Annotated in this window: 19 protein-coding genes and 1 tRNA gene; 14 read left to right on the forward strand and 6 right to left on the reverse strand. The window is 57.4% G+C overall.

The window, feature by feature from the left end; genetic code table 11:
- The first annotated feature begins 521 nt into the window (after positions 1-521).
- From cysD to CLU84_RS12905, 9 genes are all read left to right on the forward strand, one after another.
- Positions 522-1,520, forward strand: a complete 999-nt coding sequence (cysD, locus tag CLU84_RS22240) for a sulfate adenylyltransferase subunit CysD (protein WP_255409126.1) — start codon at positions 522-524, stop codon at positions 1,518-1,520.
- Positions 1,520-3,433 (forward strand): sulfate adenylyltransferase subunit CysN, encoded by a 1,914-nt coding sequence (gene cysN / locus CLU84_RS12870; protein WP_099737508.1) that lies wholly within the window; start codon positions 1,520-1,522, stop codon positions 3,431-3,433. The genes cysD and cysN overlap by 1 nt, the downstream gene beginning before the upstream one ends.
- A 116-nt stretch (positions 3,434-3,549) precedes the next feature.
- On the forward strand, positions 3,550-4,659 hold the full coding sequence (locus CLU84_RS12875) for a DUF1214 domain-containing protein (RefSeq protein WP_099737509.1): 1,110 nt from the start codon (positions 3,550-3,552) through the stop codon (positions 4,657-4,659).
- On the forward strand, positions 4,656-5,852 hold the full coding sequence (locus CLU84_RS12880) for a sulfotransferase (RefSeq protein WP_099737510.1): 1,197 nt from the start codon (positions 4,656-4,658) through the stop codon (positions 5,850-5,852). The genes CLU84_RS12875 and CLU84_RS12880 overlap by 4 nt, the downstream gene beginning before the upstream one ends.
- Before the next feature lie 16 nt (positions 5,853-5,868).
- On the forward strand, positions 5,869-6,588 hold the full coding sequence (locus tag CLU84_RS12885) for a hypothetical protein (RefSeq protein WP_099737511.1): 720 nt from the start codon (positions 5,869-5,871) through the stop codon (positions 6,586-6,588).
- Positions 6,589-6,623: 35 nt separating this feature from the next.
- Entirely contained in the window at positions 6,624-7,079 is a 456-nt protein-coding gene (locus tag CLU84_RS12890) for a nuclear transport factor 2 family protein (protein ID WP_099737512.1), read from the forward strand.
- A gap of 19 nt (positions 7,080-7,098) precedes the next feature.
- A complete protein-coding gene (locus tag CLU84_RS12895; RefSeq protein WP_099737513.1) occupies positions 7,099-7,578 on the forward strand; it encodes an SRPBCC domain-containing protein in 480 nt (159 codons plus the stop codon).
- 41 nt (positions 7,579-7,619) lie between these two features.
- The gene (locus tag CLU84_RS12900; RefSeq protein WP_099737514.1) at positions 7,620-8,414 is read left to right on the forward strand and encodes an SDR family oxidoreductase; all 795 of its coding nucleotides are present in this window, start codon (positions 7,620-7,622) and stop codon (positions 8,412-8,414) included.
- Between the two features lie 18 nt (positions 8,415-8,432).
- A complete protein-coding gene (locus CLU84_RS12905; protein ID WP_099737515.1) occupies positions 8,433-8,894 on the forward strand; it encodes a nuclear transport factor 2 family protein in 462 nt (153 codons plus the stop codon).
- A gap of 243 nt (positions 8,895-9,137) precedes the next feature.
- On the opposite strand, the gene CLU84_RS12910 is transcribed toward CLU84_RS12905, so the two are convergent.
- Positions 9,138-9,674 carry a PaaI family thioesterase gene (locus tag CLU84_RS12910; RefSeq protein ID WP_099737516.1) on the reverse strand — a complete coding sequence of 179 codons (537 nt, stop codon included), beginning with the start codon at positions 9,672-9,674 and terminating at the stop codon, positions 9,138-9,140.
- 59 nt (positions 9,675-9,733) lie between these two features.
- Here CLU84_RS12910 and CLU84_RS12915 point away from each other — a divergent pair, with 59 nt between their 5' ends.
- Together CLU84_RS12915 and CLU84_RS12920 are read left to right on the forward strand one after the other, a co-directional pair.
- Positions 9,734-10,195: a MarR family winged helix-turn-helix transcriptional regulator gene (locus CLU84_RS12915; protein WP_099737517.1), complete on the forward strand. Its 462-nt coding sequence runs from the start codon at positions 9,734-9,736 to the stop codon at positions 10,193-10,195.
- Complete coding sequence (locus CLU84_RS12920; RefSeq protein ID WP_099737518.1) at positions 10,179-11,363, forward strand: multidrug effflux MFS transporter; 1,185 nt, start codon at positions 10,179-10,181, stop codon at positions 11,361-11,363. Before CLU84_RS12915 ends, CLU84_RS12920 begins: the two co-directional genes overlap by 17 nt.
- Before the next feature lie 159 nt (positions 11,364-11,522).
- On the opposite strand, the gene CLU84_RS12925 is transcribed toward CLU84_RS12920, so the two are convergent.
- Positions 11,523-11,599 (reverse strand) — tRNA-Pro (locus tag CLU84_RS12925).
- 522 nt (positions 11,600-12,121) lie between these two features.
- Between CLU84_RS12925 and CLU84_RS12930 the strand changes: the two genes are divergently transcribed.
- Positions 12,122-13,174 carry a porin gene (locus CLU84_RS12930; protein ID WP_099737519.1) on the forward strand — a complete coding sequence of 351 codons (1,053 nt, stop codon included), beginning with the start codon at positions 12,122-12,124 and terminating at the stop codon, positions 13,172-13,174.
- A gap of 91 nt (positions 13,175-13,265) precedes the next feature.
- Here CLU84_RS12930 and CLU84_RS12935 read toward each other — a convergent pair whose 3' ends face one another.
- The 4 genes from CLU84_RS12935 to CLU84_RS12950 form a co-directional block, all read right to left on the reverse strand.
- Positions 13,266-13,895, reverse strand: a complete 630-nt coding sequence (locus CLU84_RS12935) for a hypothetical protein (protein WP_233210152.1) — start codon at positions 13,893-13,895, stop codon at positions 13,266-13,268.
- A 65-nt stretch (positions 13,896-13,960) separates the two neighbouring features.
- A complete protein-coding gene (locus CLU84_RS12940) occupies positions 13,961-14,950 on the reverse strand; it encodes an MlaD family protein (RefSeq protein ID WP_099737521.1) in 990 nt (329 codons plus the stop codon).
- Positions 14,951-14,963: 13 nt separating this feature from the next.
- Positions 14,964-15,767 carry an ABC transporter permease gene (locus CLU84_RS12945; protein ID WP_099737522.1) on the reverse strand — a complete coding sequence of 268 codons (804 nt, stop codon included), beginning with the start codon at positions 15,765-15,767 and terminating at the stop codon, positions 14,964-14,966.
- Positions 15,768-15,824: 57 nt separating this feature from the next.
- Positions 15,825-16,298 carry a Cd(II)/Pb(II)-responsive transcriptional regulator gene (locus CLU84_RS12950; protein WP_099737523.1) on the reverse strand — a complete coding sequence of 158 codons (474 nt, stop codon included), beginning with the start codon at positions 16,296-16,298 and terminating at the stop codon, positions 15,825-15,827.
- Between the two features lie 39 nt (positions 16,299-16,337).
- Here CLU84_RS12950 and CLU84_RS12955 point away from each other — a divergent pair, with 39 nt between their 5' ends.
- Positions 16,338-18,443, forward strand: a complete 2,106-nt coding sequence (locus tag CLU84_RS12955; protein ID WP_199173731.1) for a cation-translocating P-type ATPase — start codon at positions 16,338-16,340, stop codon at positions 18,441-18,443.
- Between the two features lie 108 nt (positions 18,444-18,551).
- Positions 18,552-18,980 (forward strand): hypothetical protein, encoded by a 429-nt coding sequence (locus CLU84_RS12960; protein WP_099737524.1) that lies wholly within the window; start codon positions 18,552-18,554, stop codon positions 18,978-18,980.
- The last annotated feature ends 114 nt before the right edge of the window (positions 18,981-19,094 follow it).

Genomic DNA, 19,094 nt, shown 5'->3' on the forward strand with positions numbered 1-19,094 from the left:
ATGCCGAACGCCCCGTCAAGCGCATGAAGCAGGCATCCAGCAATGTGCAGCGCTGGTACGCCAGCACTTATCTGGACATCTGCGAGCAAGCCAGAAAAGAGAGTGCCAGCATTGTCTGGATCGACGATTTTGGAGCCCATAACAACTGCCCCGGACGCCTCAGGCACGGCATCCTGCGTGCCGTCAACAACCGCGGCAAGGTGTATTGGCAACCTTATGAGGGCAGCTTGTGCGCCGCACATCTGGAAGATTTTTTTGATCGCTTGAGGCGCTCCAGCGAGGGCAAGATTTTTGCCTTGCTTCCTGCCATGCAGTGGCAGCGCGCCGCCACCTTTTCATCGCTTGCCAGCGACAGCAACGACCGACTGCGCCTGTTTCATCTGCCAGCCGCCACAGAGATGCTCAGGCAGTCGAGTGAATTGGCCAGCAGCGTTTTGAAGGCTGCGCAAGACACATCGCAGACACCGAAAAATACCCCCGTAAAAACCCCAGAACCACCAAATCTCGACCCTATGGCGAGCATGACGCAGCAACTTCTAAAACATCAATTCGCGCAAAAATTTTCTTTAACGGACTCCTACAGTTGGCAGCATCCAAAACAAAAAACCAAGGAGAAATCTGTGGTGCTGACTCATTTGCAAAGGCTGGAATCCGAAAGTATTCAGGCCATGCGCGAGGTTGTTGCTGAGGCTGAAAACCCCGTCATGCTTTATTCCATCGGCAAAGACAGTGCAGTCATGCTGCACCTGGCAATGAAGGCGTTTTACCCCGCCAAGCCTCCGTTTCCTTTGCTGCATGTAGATACGACCTGGAAATTCCAGGAGATGTATCGCTTTCGCGATCAGATGGCCGCGAAGCTGGGAATGGATCTGCTGGTACACATCAACCCCGAAGGCCTTGAGATGGGTATCAGCCCGTTCAAGCATGGCTCGCAGATTCACACCGATGTGATGAAGACCGAAGGTCTGAAGCAGGCGCTGGACAAATACGGCTTTGATGCCGCATTTGGCGGCGCGCGCCGCGATGAAGAAAAGTCACGGGCGAAGGAACGTATCTTCTCTTTCCGCTCTGACCAGCATCGCTGGGATCCAAAGAATCAACGTCCCGAGCTCTGGCACCTCTACAACACACGCAAGAACAAGGGGGAATCGATTCGCGTGTTTCCGCTATCCAACTGGACCGAGCTGGATATCTGGCAATACATCTATCTGGAAAACATCCCAATTGTTCCCTTGTACCTCTCGGCACCACGTCCTGTCGTAGAGCGTGACGGGACACTGCTAATGGTCGATGACGAGCGCATGCCGCTCAAGAGCGGTGAAGTTCCCATGATGCGCAATGTGCGCTTTCGCACTCTGGGTTGCTACCCACTGACGGGGGCCGTCGAGTCCGACGCCAATAGCTTGCCAAAGATCATTCAAGAAATGCTGCTGACCCGTACTTCGGAGCGACAGGGCCGGATGATCGACCACGACTCGGCCGCATCTATGGAAAAGAAGAAGCAAGAGGGGTATTTCTGATGTCACATGTATCTGCACTTATCTCTGAAGATATCGAAAAATACCTGAAGGCACATGAGCAAAAAAGCCTGCTGCGCTTCATCACCTGCGGCAGCGTAGATGACGGCAAGAGCACCCTCATCGGGCGCTTGCTATATGAGTCCAAGATGCTCTTCGAAGATCAGATGGAAGCACTGGTCGCGGACTCCAAGAAAGTCGGCACGCAGGGTGGCGATTTGGATTTCGCGCTGCTGGTAGATGGTCTGGCCGCAGAGCGCGAGCAAGGCATCACCATTGATGTGGCCTACCGCTTCTTCTCTACCGATCAGCGCAAGTTCATCGTGGCAGACACTCCGGGCCACGAGCAATACACTCGCAACATGGTCACCGGCGCATCGACTGCTGATGTGGCGGTTGTGATGATCGACGCTCGTCGAGGCGTGCTGACACAGTCCAGACGCCACAGCTATCTGGCTTCACTGATCGGTATCCGGAAAATTGTGCTGGCCGTCAACAAGATGGACCTGATGGGCTATTCCGAAAAAGTCTTCGACGACATCGTGGCCGATTACCGCGAGTTCGCCAAGAAGATCAATCTGGAAGACATCACGGCCATCCCCATGTCGGCCTTGCGCGGCGAAAACATCACCGAACAAAGCGAACACATGCCCTGGTACCACGGCACCACGCTAATGGGCTACCTTGAAACGGTGGAAATTGACGAAGCACGTCAGCAAAAACTGCCATTTCGCATGCCTGTTCAATGGGTCAACCGCCCTAATCTGGATTTTCGCGGTTTCGCGGGCTGCATTGCCAGCGGTCAGATCAGCCCCGGTGATTCGGTTCGCATTCTGCCCAGTGGCCGTGTCACCAAGGTCGCACGCATAGTCACGCAGGATGGCGATCTTCAGCAAGCAGTTGCCGGGCAATCCATCACGTTGACATTGGCCGACGAAGTCGATTGCAGCCGTGGTGATGTGATTGCTGTTGCCGATGCACCTTCGGATGTGGCAGATCAGTTCCAGGTCACGCTGATCTGGATGCATGAGCAACCCATGCTGGGTGGACGCCCTTATCTGCTGAAGATGGGCGGCAAGACCATTCCCGTCACCTTCGCTGCGCCCAAATACAAGATCAACGTCAACACTTTGGAGCAGCTGGCCGCCAAGGAGCTGGCTCTCAATGAAATCGGCGTCTGCAATCTCTCCAGCAGCCAGCCTATCGCTTTTGATGCCTATAAGGACAACCGCGAGACCGGCAGCTTCATTCTGATTGACCGACTGAGCAATGCCACGGTAGGCGCTGGCCTGATTGATTTTTCGCTGCGTCGCTCTCAGAACATTCACATGCAGCATGTGAACGTGAATCAAAAAGACCGCGCCGAGCGTTTGCAGCAAAAGCCTGCCCTTCTCTGGTTCACGGGCTTGTCAGGTGCAGGAAAGTCGACGATTGCCAACCTGCTCGAAATGCAGCTGCACGCCCGCGGCAGACACACCTATCTCCTTGATGGAGACAACGTGCGCCACGGACTGAACCGAGACCTTGGCTTTACCGATGCAGACCGGGTTGAGAACATTCGCCGCGTGGCCGAGGTGGGCAAGCTGTTTGTGGACGCAGGACTGATTGCCATCACGGCATTCATCTCCCCCTTCCAGGCTGAGCGCGAAATGGCCCGCAAGCTGGTAAGCGATGGCGAATTTCTGGAAGTGTTCATTGATACACCTCTGTCTGTCGCCGAAGAACGTGACCCCAAGGGGCTCTACAAAAAGGTGCGCCGGGGGGAACTGAAAAACTTCACAGGCATCGACTCGCCCTTTGAAGTTCCGGAAAACCCGGACATCCATATTTCCACGACAGCGCTAACAGCGCAGCAAGCCGTGGACAGGATCATCGCTGAATTGGTGGCGCGCGAAATCATCACTGCAGACAGCTGAAACAGCTCTGCACCTGAATTGCGGCTTTAGCAAACCCTTCTTTCTTCTTTCCCCTGGCAGCGCAATGCAGGTCCGCAAGCACCGGGCATTGCGCTGCCTTTAAAGAGATTCAGATCATGGACAAGCAAACCATCAATGAAAAACTTCTCACGGGTGAAACCTGGTCAGAGTTTTGCGACCACCTCAAGCGCTGTGGTCAGCAGATTCTTCGCCCGGAAACCCCTGCAGACCCTGCCACGCGCGCTGAAGGCTACCGGTACCTGACCCGGCTGCTGCGCATCGCGCTGGAAATGCATGTGGAGTTTGCCGACCCGGCGTTTCCCAGCTTTTTCAAGACATCGCATGAAACCGCCAAGATTGGCGCAGACAACCCCGACAACATCTACGAATACTCTCGCCTGAACGGTGCCATGGAGTACCGCATTCATGGCAATCGGGGCAGTGTTTCATACCTGAGCTTTTGCACGCAAAAAGGGGGCTACGAAACCGACGGCCGCATGATCGTGACCGGCTTCCTCGATGCGACCCAATTGATGACTGACAAGGACGGTAATTTCGAGATCATCATCAGCCGCGAACCTCAGCCCGGTAACTGGCTCCCGATGGAAAACAACTCCGTTTCCATTCTGGTGCGCCAGACCTTCATGGACCGCAAAAGTGAAGTTCCCGCCAAGCTTTCCATTGAGCGAATCGGAACGCAAGACAAGCCCGGCCCACTGGATCCACTGGTTTTTGCGCAGTCCTTGCAGCGCGCCTCCTCCTTTGTCGAAAACACCGCTGCGCTTTTTGCAGACTGGGCTCAAAGCTATCTTCCTCATAGCAATCAGCTGCCACCAGCCGACCAGGCTTACTGTCAGTCAGTGGGAGGAGACCCCAACATCTTCTACTACCACTCTCACTGGAAGCTTGATGAAGACCAGGCGCTGGTGATTCATGTGGACAAAGTCCCCGAGTGCTCATTCTGGAATCTGCAGATCAACAACTACTGGCTGGAGTCTCTGGACTACCGCCATCACCAGATCTGCATCAACAAACACCAGGCCCAGTACGACGACAAGGGCGGCGTGACTCTGGTACTGAGCGAGCGAAACCCCGGCCTTGCCAACTGGCTGCAGACCGCAGGCGTTCGGGAAGGGACCATGTGCCTGCGCTGGGTAGGGGCCAAGGAGCAATGCCACCCCACCACACAAGTCGTTTCCATGGACCAACTGGCGGAGACTGTATGAACGTCCACACCCCACTCCAAACGCCCCAAACGCTTCAGGTCGAAGAGCTGCTGCAGGCAGCATGTGGCCGAACCCCCGGCTTGACCGATTTCGGCGATGACAACTACCGCCAGGCACTGGCAGTGCTAACCCAGTCGCTGAACACGCAAGCCAAGCTCTCATCTGCCGGCCTTGTCATGATGCGCGAGCGCCTGGTGGGCCAGCTCGTCAACCGTCTGATCATGGAAGACTATTTCAAGCGCTTCCCAGAAATTGACCAAATTGAAATTGACGACCCCTTGGTTATCGTTGGCCTGCCACGTACGGGCACCACCATGCTGCAACGCACGCTGGCGGTGGACCCACGCTTTTATTCCGCAGCCTGGTGGGAAACCCGCTACCCCGCACCACTCGTGGGGGAAGGCCCGCAAGATGCCGCAACTCGCATCGAGTTGGCCAAAGCCGAAGTGGCGCAGACCATTGAAGCCATCCCGCAGATTCTGTCTATCCACCCAATGAACGCCACACTGTGCGACGAGGAATTCATGCTCATGGAGCATTCCTTTCTCTGCGCCATGGACGCTTATGCCGATGTCCCCAGCTACACCGCCTGGCTGGACCAACAGGATCAACGACCTGTCTATAAGCAGCTCAAGAAGATGCTTCAGTTCCTGCAGTGGCAAAAAAGCCAGCGTGGCGAGCCACAGGGGCAGCGCTGGCTGCTTAAGGCTCCCCAGCATTTGCACACCCTTGAGATATTGCTTTCGGTGTTTCCCAAGGCACAGGTCATTTTGACCCACCGTGAGCCAGCGCAGACCATTCCATCCATGGCCAGCATGGCCCACACACTGTGGCAAATCTACAGCGACACACCAGACCCGCTCTCGACGGGTCGCCAGTGGAACACCCGCATGGCTCGCGGTATTCATCACACCATGCAAGTTCGCGATCAGCAGGATACGGCCCGCTTTCTGGACATTCACTTCTCCGATACTGTGGAAAATCCCATGGCAGTGCTGGAGGCGGTGTATCAGTTTGCAGGGTTGCCATTCACCGAAAAGGCTCGCACCGACGCTCAGCAATGGCTGTCCAGCAATGGCCGTGAAAAGCGCGCAGGCCATGACTACAGTCTGGAGACCTTCGGGCTGAGCGAGCAACAGTTGCAGACCGACTACGCACAGTACCGTGCCCGTCACCTGCAAACTGCGCACTAAGCGAGAAGACTGAATCATGGAAAAAATCATGTTCAGTCTGTGGCGCCCCGAGCGGCAGTCCGCAGAGCACTGGCGGGATGCCCTGATCAGACTTCAAGACATGCTGGAAGCCCTTGGAGCCCGGGAAATACGCGTGATGGTCGTCGACCAGGACGTGGAAAAAGCATCCCTGCAGCGGATGACGGCCAGTTCCCAGCCACCGGACGGGATGCTCAGCATCAGGCTTGAAGGTACTAGCAGGGTTGGCCTTGTAATCGAATTGCTGCAAAAGCATGTGGCTCGGCTGCACGCCTACCAAGTCAAAGAAAGCATGCCCCGCACGGAAAAGCGCAGAGCGCGCAAAGCACAGCTGGGTATCAAAAATCGTATCGGCGAGCGTGCACCCGGCATGTGCCAGGTGGCCCTGTTCAAGTGCCCTCCTCGACTGCAGCGCGAACAGTGGAGCAGCTACTGGCGTGAACACGGATTCAATGCCTACATCCTTCAATCGATTTTTGACTGCCGGCAGAACACCGTCATCAAGGCACTGACATCGGGCGCCCCGGAGATTGATGCCATTGTCGAAGAGCACTACCCAGACGCGGCCGTTGGCAATCCTGATGGCTTCTACGGCACCCAGGGGAATTCAGAGCTTCTCCATGAACGCGAGCAGGCCACATCCGAGTCCGTGTGCCGATTCATGGACTTTGGCAGCCTGGACTGCATTCTCACCAGCTTCTACCAAGTCAGCGCTTGAAGCCCGACCAACAACAACAGGAGACAGACAGACCCATGCTAGACCTCGAAGCCATAGAACTCATCAAACAACTGAAAGCGCGTTACTTCCGCTCCATCGATACCTGCGACATCGAAACCTTGAAGTCAATACTGACCCCGGACATCAAGTTGGCCTTCAAAAGCCCTGCCTATGAGTTTCATCTGGAAGGTCTGGACAAGGCGCTGGACTTCTACAAAACCTCTTTCACCAAAACCCGTTTGGCCATGCACAACGGCCATACACCGGAAATCGAGGTCAGTGGCCACGAAGCCACGGGCCTCTGGTATCTGAACTACGTCTTTATCAACCTCGAAGAAAAGACCCATATGCATGGCGGTGCCATCTATGAGGACCGCTATATCAAGCGGGATGGTCGCTGGTGGATTGCCCAGACGGGCTACAAGACCTTGCTGGAAACCATTCAACCCTTGAGCGAACAGTTGCAGATCACCTCCAAGCCCATCAACTGATTCAGAAAGGAAAGTGCCAATGACCAAATCAGCCAATCTCGTCACCTCCATCACGGTGGAAATCAATGCGCCGGCCAGTCTGGTCTGGGAGGTTCTGACAGATCTGGACAACTACAAACACTGGAACAGCTTCTGCTTCAGTGCACGCTGCGGCATGCAAATCAACGACCTGGTTGAAATGTTGACTCGTCACCCCGACACAGGGGAGACCTGGCCCGTCAACGAATATCTGGTGGCCTGCGAGCCAGAGTTGCTGCTGTCCTGGGAACAGCGCCCCGTGCCGGAAAACAAAGATGCAGCACGCCGTGATCAGTACGTGGAGGCCCTTGATGCCCATCGCTGTACCTACTTCACCACGGACCAATTTCTCGGCATCAACGCCGACACCATCATGGCCGAGCACGGTGCCTGGGTAAAAAAAGCCTTTGACCAGGTTGCCCGCGATCTCAAAAAACGTGCCGAAGCACTGCAGGCCGCGCGTGCCGCGATGCACGCTTGAGCCCAGCGATCCAGAAACACAAAAATCTTAAGGAGACATATATGCTTTTGAAGGACAAAGTCATCATCATCTCTGGCATTGGGCCCGGAATGGGTATCAAGCTGGCCTTGCGTGCCGCGGAATATGAAGCCAAGGCCGTGGTGCTGGCGGCGCGAACTCAATCCATGCTGGACGACACGGAGGCAGCAATCCGCGCCGCCGGACATCAATGCGAAATTCTCAAGGTCGCCACCGACATCTCGAAACCCGAGCAGTGCAAGAAACTGGCCGAGCTAACGATTGAGAAGTTTGGCCGTATCGACGCCTTGATCAACTCAGCCTATGCACACGGAACCTGGGGCTCTTCCAGCAATTCATCCATGGATGATTGGCGCAAAGTCATGGAGGTCAACCTCTACGGCTCCATGAACATGACACAAGCGGTTGTTCCGCAGATGAAGAAACAAAAAGACGGCAGCATCGTGATGATCAACACCATGGCGACTCGCCGTCCCAACCAGCTGGAGGCGGGTTATGCCGTCTCCAAGGGTGCGCTCAAGACCGCTGTTCAATATCTGGCCGAGGACCTGGGCCCATTCGGCATTCGCGTCAACAGCACCTACAACGGCTGGATGTGGGGTGCTCCTGTCAAAGGCTACTTCCAGGCAGAAGCCAAGCGTCAGAGCGTCCCCATCGAGTCACTTGTGGATGTCATCGCCAAACAGATTCCATTGCGCAACGAGATTCCCGACGATGCTGATTGCGCATCTGCAGCACTGTATTTGGCCAGCGACTATGCGCGTGTCGTGACTGGTGCCCAGCTTGATGTCAGCGGCGGTCACTACCTGCCTAACTAAGTCTTAGCGGAGAAAAACATGCAAACTCTTTTTGACATCGAAGAGATTAAACAACTCAAGGCACGTTACTTTCGAGGCATTGACACCTGCCAGCTGGAACTCCTGCACACAGTTCTGAGCAAGGATGTGCATATTCGCTTCGACAGCCCGACTTACCAGTACGAAATCAATGGCATCAACGAAGCCATGGACTTCTACCGCAATGCGTTCACTCATAGACGCTTTGGCATGCATAACGGGCACACACCTGAGATCAACGTAGAAGGCGATTCCGCCACTGGAATCTGGTACCTGAATGACTTGTTCATCAACCTCGACGAACAGACTATTCTGACCGGCAGTGCTCTATACGAGGACTGCTATATCAAGGTCGCTGGGCAATGGCGAATTCAACGTACAGGCTACAAGAGGCTGCTTGAAATGATTGAACCTCTGAGCAGTGATTGCCGCATCACATCGCGACCTATTGCGAGCAACTGATGAGTGACGCTTGGACGACTCCCAGGCGGGCACCCCCTGCCTGTTTTTGAGCATAGGAGTCAGTCCAAGCCGCTAAATGTTCGGTATTGGTATTTGCAGCCCTCAAAGGTGGCTCTCAGCTTTGACTTCCGCCATCAACTTCTGCTTTACAACGCTTACGCTCCTTCGGTCTGGAAGCCGAACTCACGCTTCTTGGCGGCGCCTAGCAGCCATTCGTCTCGTGGCTGATACCAGCCCTGATGCTTACTTGCCAATGCGCTGATCGAAGATCAGGCAGGTCGTGGTAGCGTGGGCATAAAGCTTTCCATCTGGTCCAACGATGCGCCCCTCCGCAGTCGCTACTTGCCGACCAGCATGAATAATTTTCCCCTCCGCGCGCACCAACGGCACGCCGTCATTTAACGCACGCACCATGTTCACTTTTAGCTCCAAGGTGGTGAAGGCTTTGCCTGCAGGCAAGGTCGTGTGAATCGCACAACCCACTGCAGAGTCAAGCAAAGTCGCAAACCAGCCTCCATGCACGGTGCCAAGCGGGTTGTAGTGACGACGCTTTGGGCTTCCCTGAAATACAGCCTCCCCAGGAGCCATGTGAATAGGAACAAAGTCGAGCGTTTCGCCGATCGGGGCGGGAGGAAGTTCACCTGCAAAGATGGCCTCAAATACTTCCATGCCAGTCCGATTGGCGATATCCAGATGGGACTCCGTGTCCACCGCACCTAGACGAGCACGCACCATAGCTTCATCTGCGCGCCATCTATCGATAACTTGATCCACCGTCATTACAGACTCCTTCACTTTATAAACTTGCAATTACAACAGTTGTAATTACAATATATCAAATGAAGAACAGCATCAAGCCCCAGGGTTGCACCAACCTGAAGTTGCGCCAGCTCAGCCGTATCGTGACTCGGCACTATGACCACTTCTTCGCGGAAGTTGGCTTGAAGATCACGCAATACTCCCTGCTCTCCCACGTCGTCAAGCTAGGGCCATTGCGTCCGGTGGATCTAGCCAAGCGCATGCAAATGGACGCCTCCACACTGACGCGCAACCTTCAGCCGCTGGCAGCGATGGGCTTTCTGACCATTGGCGCTGGCGCAGACGCACGCAGTCGTTTAGTCATCGCAACAGAAACAGGTGCATCCAAGCAGGCACAAGCACAACGGGCATGGAAGACCGCACAGCTTGCTTTGAACGAACAGTTGGGGACGGAACGTGTGGCGGCGCTGCATGAGTTACTCGACTCCTGCATTAAGTGCCTTGGCGGCGACAAAGAGGGTGACGATGCAAAAGCCGACTGAATCCGCAAAATCTTTATCAGGTGAATTGCTGCTGATGCTCGCCGGACTGGCGGCGCTAGGCTCGTTGGCCACCAACATCATCCTGCCCGCTTTCCCTTCCATCGGCGCCGAGCTTGGGACATCCGTCAAGGACCTCAGTGCTACGCTGAGCACTTTCTTTGTGGCTTTTGCCCTCGGCCAGCTCTTTGTGGGCCCGTTGTCGGATCGCTTCGGACGCAGACCCTTGGTGGTGTCCGGCCTGCTCATGTTTGTGGTCGGTAGCGCAGTATGTGCCTTGGCCTCAAGCCTTCCTCAGCTCATCACAGGCCGTGTTGTTCAAGCGCTTGGCGTGTGCGCTACATCCGTACTGTCTCGCGCCATTGCTCGTGACTTGTTTGAGGGCGAGTCACTCGCACGTGTGCTTTCGCTCGTTATGGTCGCCATGGCAGCTGCACCCGGTTTTTCTCCGTTGCTGGGCGGTGCCTTAAACAGTTTCCTGGGCTGGCGCGCGACCTTTGGCGTTGTCGGGCTGCTCGCCATCTTGCTGGGGGTCCACTATTTATCGCGGCTTGGTGAAACCCATCGCTCCGACTTACGCCGCCCTTTGGCACTCAGCGCCGTAATCGCGACCTATAAAGAACTTTTGACTGACCGCAGGTTCATTGCACCAGCGATGTCTGTCAGCCTGGTCATAGGCTCGCTGTATCTATTCTTTGCAATGGCGCCGGCCATCTTGATGGAGGGGTTTGGTTTTTCGCCTTTTGAACTCGCACTGCTATTCGCATCCACTGTGTTTGTCGTTTTCGGCGCGGGCCTGCTCGCACCACGGCTTGCGCATCGCTTTGGCGCACTGCGTGCTGCCCGTGCAGGCATTGCCATTGCCTTTACCGGCGGTACTGCCTTGTTAGCCGTCCCGGAACAGGCGTACTATTTTTCGGCTGCGTTGACGGTGTTCTTAGTTGGAATGGGCCTGATCAACCCTTTGGGAACTGCCTTGACCTTGCAGCCTTTTGGACAGAGTGCTGGCGCCGCTTCTGCATTGCTGGGCTTTCTGCAAATGGGATGTGCCGCGATCTCCATTGGAATCGCCTCAGCACTACCGCTGACCTCCTACTTGTCTTTTTGCACAGTCCTGTTCACCAGCATGCTGCTGGCGCTGGTAACGTTTTGGGGAGCAGCAAAACGCTGAACGTAAAAACTCTATCTATATTGAGCATCACGGCATGGAGGCTGCAGCAGGTTTTTTGACTCCGCCAGAACTCCAAGGAATTGCTCCGGCAAACAGCCAATAAAACTCAACAATAGAAAAAGGGTTCCTAACTTAATAGTTAGGAACCCTTATCTAATTTGGTCGGAATGGCGGGATTCGAACTCGCGACCCCTTGCACCCCATGCAAGTGCGCTACCAGGCTGCGCTACATTCCGTGTTGTTGCTGCGAATTATAGGGAGGAAAAATAGCCTCCCCGGGAAAAACACTCACTTTTTTCAAAAAAGTGCCAAAAGGCTTCCAAAAAAGCTTTCTGCGCTGCCTGCATCTGCTTCTACATGTCGCTATACGCCTCGACAGGCAAACCTCTGGGATAAAAACCAATGTGAACTGCCAATGCTCACGCATTAGTACGCCGGAGCACAGGCATTCATCAAGGGGAGTCTCTGCAGGCCACGAGGCAGAACCGCAGGCCTGGAATGACTGTTATTCCCCTCACCCCACCCCGCAAGCACCCACTCTCAACAGCACATTTGTGCTGACTGCCTCCAGTTCACAAATTCTGCGCACCAAGCTTGTGCACATCCGTGATTCCCCTGTGTAAATGACGTGAAAAAACCACTGCTGCGCCTTTGAAAAGATGATTTCATCGGCTTCCATGAATTCGTAGCGTTGGCTGTATACAAACCGCCGCTATATTTCAAAACGTAAACCTAATAACCAACTCGAGAGAACACACATGAAGAATACTTTCATCGCCCTGGCAGCTGCCCTGGCCTGCTCCGGTGCTGCTTATGCTCAGAGCAATGTGCAACTGACCGGCCTGGTGGATATGTACGCCGGCTCCATGAAGGCACCCGGTGGCGAGCGCAGCGGCCAAGTGGGCTCGGGCGGTATGACTACCTCCTGGTGGGGCCTGAAAGGCACGGAAGACCTGGGCAGCGGCCTGAAGGCAGACTTCAACCTCACCGCGTTCTTTCGTGGCGATACCGGCACACCCGGCCGCTTCAACGGTGACCCCTTCTTCGCCCGCGACGCCAACGTGGGCCTGAGCGGCAGCTTTGGTCGCGTGGGTCTGGGCCGTGACAAGGCCCCCAACTTCCTGCCCACCATCCTGACCAACCCCTTTGGCGACTCCTTCACGATTTCGCCGCTGGTTCTGCATGCCAACGTGGGCACCGGTGCCTGGGGCAAGAACAACCTGACTTCTCCTGCCGACACCGGCTGGAGCAACCAGATCATCTACTCGACACCCAGCTTCGGCGGTCTGAAGGCCAATGTGCACTATCAGTTTGGCGAGCAAACTGCGCAAGGCGATAAGAGCAAGAAGAACGTGGGCCTGAACGTCCTGTACGGCGCGGGTCCTCTGAGCCTGGTCGCTTTCTATGAGCGCTCGCAAATCAACAACCCTGTGGTGCTGGATGTGCGTCCCACCAAGACGGACTGGATGGTCGGCGGCACTTACGACTTCAAGGTCGTGAAGCTGTACGGTACTTACGGTCAATCCAAGGGCAAGGACACCTTTGCGGCTACCGAAGATCGCAAGAACAAGACTTACTCGCTGGGTCTGGATGTGCCTGTGAGCGCAGCCGGCACCATCAAGGCCGCTGGTGCACACACCAAGTCCGAGCTGGGCAATGTTGATGCCACCCGTACCACCTACACCGTGGCCTACGACCACTTCCTGTCCAAGCGCACCGACGTGTACGGCGCTGTGATGTATGACCGCATCAAGTTCGCTGATTCCAAGTCCGGCACCAGCGTGATGGCTGGTATCCGTCACCGCTTCTAAGCATTTGAGGCAGACAGGCCTTGCGGCTTGTCACTCAGCAAAAAGCGAGGCTCCTGCCTCGCTTTTTTCATGCCTGAACCTGATGACCGCGCTATTTGAGCGCCGGCGCTTGCAGCAACTTCAGGCGGCGCTCCAACTGCGCAGCCTTTTCGCTGTTCCCCGCCTGCTGCTCGGACTTGAGCTGCAGCAGCAGCCAGGCCATCAATGGCCGCCGCCAGCCCTGTGCCGATGCCGTATCCACGGCCTGCTGCAGCAATGCTGGCGATGCCCTGCCACTGCGCAGTTGCACGCCTGCCGCAACCAAACTGGACAGCGGGTCCTTGATCTCGACCGGCGCAGCATCTCCAGCACTGCCTAACTGCCGCGCCACGGCGCGCTGTGCTTCGGGCAATAGTTCTATGTCGGCAGGTTGAGCCCTGCCCTGCAAATAGCGTGCATAGGCCTGATCTTCTTGAGCAGCATCCTGCGCCAGAGCTTCATAGGCCGGGCAGTCATCCCACTCCAAGCTTGCCACCTGCGCCGCGCAGCGCATTAATTCCACTTTGGCAGCCAGAGCTGGCTGCCCCGTACTGGCCACCGAATCACGGGCTTTTTGCCATTGCAGGGCTTCTATGCGCTGCTGTCCCTGTAAATAGGCAGCCGTGGCTTTTTGCGTCGCGCTTTCAGCAGCCAAAGCCCAGTCCGGCGCGGGTGGCTGGCTGCTGCAGGCCGCTAACGCTATCACGGATATAGCGGCTAACGCTTTGGTGTATTGGCTTAGAGGCCATTTTGACTTGAAATCAGGCTTCATGGCAGCTTCAACTCCGGTTTGTGGGCAAACGGCCATTTGCGCTGCAAATCGTTGAGCACAGACTCCAGCCGGATCAGATTGCTTTCCACCTCGGCACGCAATGCACCCAGATCCGTTGATGCCTCGCGGGCATTGCTGCCCACGACCTGCATATCGGCCAGAACCGCATCTACCTTACCCATGCTTTTGCGTGTATCGGCCAGCAGGCCATTGAGCTGCTCCACCGTGGCGCGCACTTGGGGCATGACGCCATTGGCATCAAAAACCTGGCTATCGGCACGGGCGACCATGCGATCCATGCGGCCCAGCACGGAGCTGGCACGCTCCAGCAGCTGAGTGACTTTTTTGGCTTCCTCATCGCTGCCCAGCACGGCACCCAGAACTCCGCCCTGGCCCTGCATACGCTCGGCCAGCTTGCGCACTTCGGCCAGCGAGCCGCCCAAGGCTGAATCCGTCGCCGTCAGCGACGCTACATTGGCCAGCACTTCCTTGGCGGAGTTGATGATTTGCGGCAGCTCAGCCGTGGCATCGCCGCTGAGCACGGGGCGAACGGAATCCGGTGGCAGCGGTGCATCGCTGAGCATGCCGCTATAGGCCTTGATGGTGGTGCCACCCACAATGCCTTTAACCAACGTGAACACACTGGACTGACGCAACCAGTGCGCGTCTTTCTCGGGCACATCAACCAGAATGCGCACCGAGCCATCTTCCGCCAGCTCAATCTTGTTGACGCGGCCAATGGGGAAGCCTGAGAACGTCATGTCCATGCCCACGACCACGCCCTCGGAATCATCCGCCGTCAGCACCAGCCGCTGCGTAGTCTCAAACACGCCGCGCGCATACAGCAAATAGCCTGCTGCGCTCAAGATCAGCAACAGGGTCAGCACCAGCAATGCTGCAGCCTTGGCGCGCAGATTCGCCACGGGTTTAAGGCTGAGCAGCTCTTCATCAATCAGCTGCTCCTCGGCCATCCGGGTTTCGCTCATTGCTCCATCCTTCTTAGTAGTAGTTGCCCATGAGCGAGACGATCTCGATCAGGAGCAATACGGCAAACATGCGCGCAAAACCGCCCAGTTCCGCCCCGCCCTGCCGGTGCCGTGCAATCGGCGTGTACATAGCAGAGGCCAGTGGCATGACCGCCACTGTGAGACTGAAAAACCAGGTCTTGAGCGCAAACACCAGCGTCAACGATGGCGTGAAAATCTGCCCAAAAATACGGGTGTAGGCACCAAACCCGGCCATGCTGAAGCCGTACACGCTCAGATAAACGGTGACCAGCGCCACGATGCAGCTGAGCGCTGCCAGCGTAATCGCCGCAAACACGCCCGCCGCCGCACGCGGCACAAGCGCCGCGCGTATGGGGTCGATGCCCTGCGCCTTCCACTGGCTCAGCACCCCTTGTGTGCGCATCTGTACCACCTGCACTCCGGCAGGAATTGTGCAGCGCATGGCCACAAAAAGCGCCGCCGTCAGCGGAATCAGCTCAATCACCATCACGCGCACCACCAGAGCCTGCGCATAGCGCGACAGGCCATAGCTTTGCGCGGTAACGATGACGATGCGCGCAATCACCGCACACAACAAGGCGGCCAATGCGGTAAAGCCCATCAGCACGGGGGCGGTCTGCGCATACATCTGCTGGGCCAGCATGGCCCGCCCGCGCTTGCGGTAGCTGGAGGGCGACAGAATCAAGACCAGCAGTACCGCTGTCAGATAAATGCTGCGCCACCACGCCAGGGCCTGCGCGCCCAGCGCGGCCACAATGCGCCCCGGCAACTTGATGGTGGTTTCGCTCCAGCTCATGCAGGAATGATAGCGCCCGCATCCGGCTGCAGCCCCATGCCGCACTGCGTATAGTTGTCAGACATGGCGCTTTGCTGCGCCGCCGCTTTGCAGATTAACGGGTAGCGGCTCATCTGCCTGAGCGTGCAGGGCTTCAATGATGTGGCAAAAGCTGTCCGAGCCATCGCACTGGCTGCGCAGCTGCATCAGCTCGTGCTCCAGCGCCTGCAGCTCGGCCAGTCGCTCGCGCACATGACCCAGATGGGCATCCAGGGTTTTATTGGCGGCCACGCAATCATCCTTGCGCGCACCGTCCAGCGCCAGCAGGGTGCGCACTTCGTCCAGCGACATATCCATGGCCCGGCACAGGCGGATAAAGCGCAGGCGGTGCACATCACCATCGGTGTAGAGGCGGTACTGGTTGTCCTCGCGAACGCCGGGCGACAGCAGCTGCTCCTTCTCGTAATAGCGGATATTGGCCGCCGCAATGCCCGAGCGCTTAGCTGCTTCACCAATGCGCCAGCGCGGAATATCCGAAGAATTGAGGGACATGCTTGACCTTAAAGTGACTTTATTGTTTTCAATACTGCCATGAAGCCAGAAAGCCTGTCCACCCACGCCCATGCAGGGCACGACCATGACCACAGTCATGAGCCAGTCCCTGCCACCTCAAAACCCATAGCAGCAACCGCAGGATCAGCCTGCGGCACCAGCTGTTGTGCACCGTTTTCCATCAGCGAGCCTGTCAAAAGCCATGGGCACGCGCATGATGAAAACGACGGCAACGACCACGGGCATGACCATGGCGTACTGCCCGGCTGGCCCCGCATCTACGCCGCACTGGTGGCGGCACTGGCGGCAGAGGCCTGTCACTGGTTTGGCGACGCCAATGCCACCCTGCAATACCTGGGCATGGCACTGGCCGTGATCGGTATTGGTCTCTCGGGTCTGGGTGTCTACAAAGCCGGCATCAAGGATTTGTTTCGCTTCAAGCTCGGCATTCATGCGCTGATGGCCGTGGCTGTGACCGGTGCCTTCATCATCGGCCAGTGGCCTGAGGCCGCCATGGTCATGGCGCTGTACGCCGCCGCCGAGCGCATCGAAGATCAGGCCATGGACAAGGCACGCTTGGCCATCCGCAGCCTGCTGCAGCTGGCGCCCGAGACCGCCGATGTGCTGCAGCCCGACGGCAGTACCCAACGCATGGCCGCCAAGGATGTGCCGCTGGGCGCGGTATTGCGCGTGACGCCCGGTGCACGCGTGCCCCTTGATGGTCTGGTGACCGAAGGCGAAAGCTCGGTCAATCAAGCCCCCATTACCGGCGAGAGCGCTCTGGCGCACAAAGGTCCAGGCGATGAGCTGTATGCGGGCTCCATTAATCAAGATGGCGAGCTGCACCTGCGCGTGACCGCTCCTGCCAACGACAGCCTGATTGCCCGCATCGTTCATGCCGTGGAGCAGGCACAGTCCTCAAAGGCACCCACTCAGCGCTTTGTGGATCGCTTTGCCGAGGTTTACACCCCCATCGTGCTGGTGCTTGCCATTGCGCTGGGCGTGCTCGCCCCCTGGCTGCTGGGCTGGGCCTGGCATCAGGCCGCGTATCAGGCGCTGGCCCTGCTGGTCATTGCCTGCCCTTGCGCACTGGTGCTTTCCACGCCCATCACCGTAGTCAGCGCGCTCACCGCTGCTGCAAAACGCGGCATCTTGATTAAGGGCGGCAGCGCGCTGGAATCGGCCCGCAAGCTCAAAGCCATTGCCCTCGATAAAACCGGCACGCTGACCACAGGCTCGCCAAAATTAGTGGACTGGCAAAACTGGAATGGCTCCGCCAGCGAAGCCATGGCAGAGCACGCCTATGCGCTGGCCTCGCGTTCCGACCACCCGGTATCTCGCGCGATTGCCCAAGGCCTGCAAACCCAGGTGAGCAGCCGCGTTGCCGAGGCTCAGCAGCTTCAAGCCCTGCCCGGGCGCGGCGTGCAGGCGCAGGTCAATGGCGAGCTGTGGACGCTGGCCAATCTGCGCTGGGCCGCCGAGCAAGGCTGGGACAGCGCCGCACTCAAGGCCGCGCTGATGCGGCACGAGCAGCAAGGCCGCACCGTCACCCTGCTGGCCAATAGCCAAGGCGTGCAAGCCCTGTTTGCCGTGGCCGACCCGCTGCGCCCGCAGGCCAAAGAAGCCGTGGCGCAGTTGCAGGCGCTGGGCGTCAAACCCATTGTGTTGAGTGGCGACAACAGCGCCACCGTGCGCACCGTCGCGGCAGAAGCAGGCATTGACGATGCACGCGGCAATATGCTGCCCGAAGACAAACTCAAAACCCTGAGCGAGTTGCAGCGCAGCATAGGCCCCACGGCCATGACCGGCGACGGCATCAACGACGCACCGGCTCTGGCCCAGGCCGATATCGGCTTTGCCATGGGCGGCATGCACGCCACCGACATGGCCATGGAAACGGCCGATGTGGTGCTGATGAACGACGACCTGCGCCGCATCCCCGATGTGGTCGACCTCTCACAGCGCGCCCACAGCGTGCTGTGGCAAAACATCGGGCTGGCGCTGGGCATCAAGCTCGCGTTCTTTGCCCTGGCTGTCAGCGGCAACGCCAGCATGTGGCTGGCCGTGCTGGCAGACATGGGCGTCAGCCTGCTGGTCGTGGCCAACGGCCTGCGACTGCGCCACTGGAAGAATGGTGAAATTTAATCAAACAAGCCCTTGACGCTTTAGCAGCAAGCGCAAGCAGCTCTCTTTTTTGATAGCACCTTAACCTGGGCGGGGAACTAAACCCCGCCCATCGTTATCATTCAAGCCATGCGTCGTTTTCTCTCCCTGTTCATGGTTTTTCTGCTGGCCCTGCGTGGCCTGGCAGGCGACGCCATGGCCATGGAGCAGAACACGGCTCCGGGCCACTCCATGGGACATGAACAAAGCCTGAGTCATGCTCAGCCTCTGGGCGAGATGGCGGCCATGGCGCAGCACATGCATCACGACATGGGCTCGCACCATGAAGCAGCGCCCAATGCAGCAGCCACTTGCAGCGCAGATGCAGCTAGCAGCGATTGCCACCAGCATGAAGGCCATTGCACGGCCTGCGGCATCTGCCACTCGACGCTGGCCACGCCAGAACTGTTGAGCCCTCACGCCAAAGCACCCCGAGCCGTGCTGCTGGCTCATGGCACAGCGCGCTTTTCCAGCGCTGCGCCTTTTCAGCTCGTCAAACCACCGATTTCTGCCCTCTGACGCCCTAGGTGCGTCCGCATTTTTGATAGCAGCCACCGCGCTTGCTGTCTAGGCTAGAGCCTTTTATCGCTCAAACCTGCGGACCTTCTCTTGGTTTTAGACGACAGGAATCCT

It is taken from the genome of Comamonas sp. 26 (genome assembly GCF_002754475.1).
Classification (GTDB): Bacteria; Pseudomonadota; Gammaproteobacteria; order Burkholderiales; family Burkholderiaceae_C; genus Comamonas.